Origin of the sequence: Photorhabdus temperata (assembly GCF_025384845.1) — a bacterium.
Lineage (GTDB): Bacteria > Pseudomonadota > Gammaproteobacteria > Enterobacterales > Enterobacteriaceae > Photorhabdus > Photorhabdus temperata.
This window is the reverse complement of record NZ_JAJAFX010000162.1, coordinates 1-1,837: the sequence shown is the minus strand read 5'-3', so window position 1 is coordinate 1,837 and position 1,837 is coordinate 1. Positions and strand designations below refer to the sequence as shown.

Sequence of the window (1,837 nt, the reverse complement as noted above, 5' to 3'; positions counted from 1 at the left end):
ATTTTCAAAGCCATGCCCGCGGGGGTAAATTCTCCCCCGGACTGTCCCCGGTAGTTCAGACGCAAATCAATACTGTTACCGGCAGCGCCTTTGTTTTTTGCTGTGATAGATACCGTATCAGCGGAATCAAACGCAACGGTAGCCGTGACCGGCAAAGTCACTTTTTTGTTAATTGCGTCTGACAATGCAGTAGCCACTTGCTCGGCTTTATCCGTCGCTACAGTCGTGATCTGCACACGCTGACCGCCGATATACAAAGAGATAACCCCGGTATCCGTCGCTGGACTGGACACTTTTACACTGCCTTTAGCTGCGACCATGCTGTCGGCATCACTCAGGGGTAACACCCAGATTTCACCAGCTTGATCATTAGCGAAATAAGCCTCAGTCATGCCGTGCAGCATTGAACCATTGCCATATAAATTAGCAGCTTGAGCAGCGGAAGAGATACGCTCAGGGATATCGGGTTTTGCTGTAGACGTACTCAGCACCTGACCGATGATCAGTGTGCGCTGTGTCGCAATTGCGCTGTTTGCCATTGAGTTATCGAACTCGACGTAAAACAGCGGTGCACGAATATTGTTAGGTACACGTGAAAAGGGTACGGTCATTATTCATTCTCCTTGACTGCCTTTTTAACTGCTTTTTCAGGCTGACATATTTCAACGTCACCGTCTTTTACGCGACGATGCCAAAACAGACTGTCTTGTACTTCTGTACAACCTTCGGGCAAATGAGTGCCCTTAACCGGGTCGCGTACACTGCGCCCGGCAACGGGTTTTACAAACATGGATTACTCCTGAAAATCGATTCTGAAATGAGGTTCGGGGGTGCCGTCAGGCATAGCGATTGTGACGTCGATTTCGTCCAGTTCTGCCGCTTCGATTTCGTAGAAATCTTCCGGGCCCTGGTAATACTCAATATCCAGCTCCATCAATAATTGTGCTGTATGTCCTTCCCCGCTGGCATCAATACCAATCGTTGAACGAACCTGGACAAACTGCTGAGTCTGACGAGTGAGTTCATAACTGTTGATAACGGCTCGCTCTATCTGTTCACGTAACCGCTCAAGGGATTCCTCAGCTTTAACTGCGCCATCGTCTTCATCTTCGCTGTCTAACTCTTGTAGACGCCCGGTAATACGTACTGTCGTAACCGTATTAAACTGGGGCGCATTACGGCCAAGCGACTGTTTAACGTCGATCGGCGTCTGAACAAGAATGACAGGATACATATCTTCGGTTGTTGACCAATCGCGCGGAGAATAAACCCGCGCTTCTGCATCGGTCTTATGTTTGAGCGAATCAATAACAAGCGCCCTGATACCTGCCGCGTTCATGATTTCACCCTGTTTAGAATAAGTTTTGTTCCACCGTGGCTATCCGGCTGAACATCAGCGACGGCAAACAAAGTATTAACCTGAGCACCGCCAACAAATACCCGATCTCCTTTTTTCGGCGGTGCCTGAAACTCAATGTCGCGCACACCCAAGACCGGGGATGTTGTATTGATGGTGCTGCCGTCATCCAGTGATTCGACTGTTTGAGTATACGCCCGGTCGAATATGCCGTTGATCGTGTAACGAGCGCCACTTGCGGGGCGGTATTCAACCATATCACCAAACACGTTGTGTAGCGGTTCAAGTAAATGCTGGTCCCAATTTATTCCCATCATCAAGCCTCATGACTGATTTTAACGCCGTCATTGACTGTTACTGTCGGGCCATGTTGAATCAGCGCCTGTTGTCGCAATTTGTTAACGTCAGCAACCACTCCCAGCTCAATCAAGCGATCGGCATCTTCTGAGCTTAGAATGAGTTGCTCGAACTGAGAATATT

General features: G+C 48.9%; 3 protein-coding genes and 1 pseudogene. All 4 read right to left on the bottom strand.

Translation table 11 applies throughout. From position 1 onward, the window contains the following. Positions 1-611: pseudogene (locus tag LGZ99_RS24295) on the bottom strand (phage tail sheath subtilisin-like domain-containing protein); the annotation flags it as partial. Further along, the gene (locus tag LGZ99_RS24290; protein ID WP_112879686.1) at positions 611-790 is read right to left on the bottom strand and encodes a DUF2635 domain-containing protein; all 180 of its coding nucleotides are present in this window, start codon (positions 788-790) and stop codon (positions 611-613) included. The pseudogene LGZ99_RS24295 and the gene LGZ99_RS24290, both read right to left, overlap by 1 nt. 3 nt (positions 791-793) lie before the next feature. After that, the gene (locus LGZ99_RS24285; protein ID WP_262979832.1) at positions 794-1,339 is read right to left on the bottom strand and encodes an ATP-binding protein; all 546 of its coding nucleotides are present in this window, start codon (positions 1,337-1,339) and stop codon (positions 794-796) included. Then, entirely contained in the window at positions 1,336-1,671 is a 336-nt protein-coding gene (locus LGZ99_RS24280; protein WP_166310821.1) for a head-tail joining protein, read from the bottom strand. Before LGZ99_RS24280 ends, LGZ99_RS24285 begins: the two co-directional genes overlap by 4 nt. Positions 1,672-1,837 lie beyond the last annotated feature (166 nt).

Coding starts and splice junctions, on each gene's coding strand:
- LGZ99_RS24290 (WP_112879686.1), bottom strand. CDS start 790: ATGTTTGTAAAACCCGTTGCCGGGCGCAGTGTACGCGACCCGGTTAAG.
- LGZ99_RS24280 (WP_166310821.1), bottom strand. CDS start 1,671: ATGGGAATAAATTGGGACCAGCATTTACTTGAACCGCTACACAACGTG.
- LGZ99_RS24285 (WP_262979832.1), bottom strand. CDS start 1,339: ATGAACGCGGCAGGTATCAGGGCGCTTGTTATTGATTCGCTCAAACAT.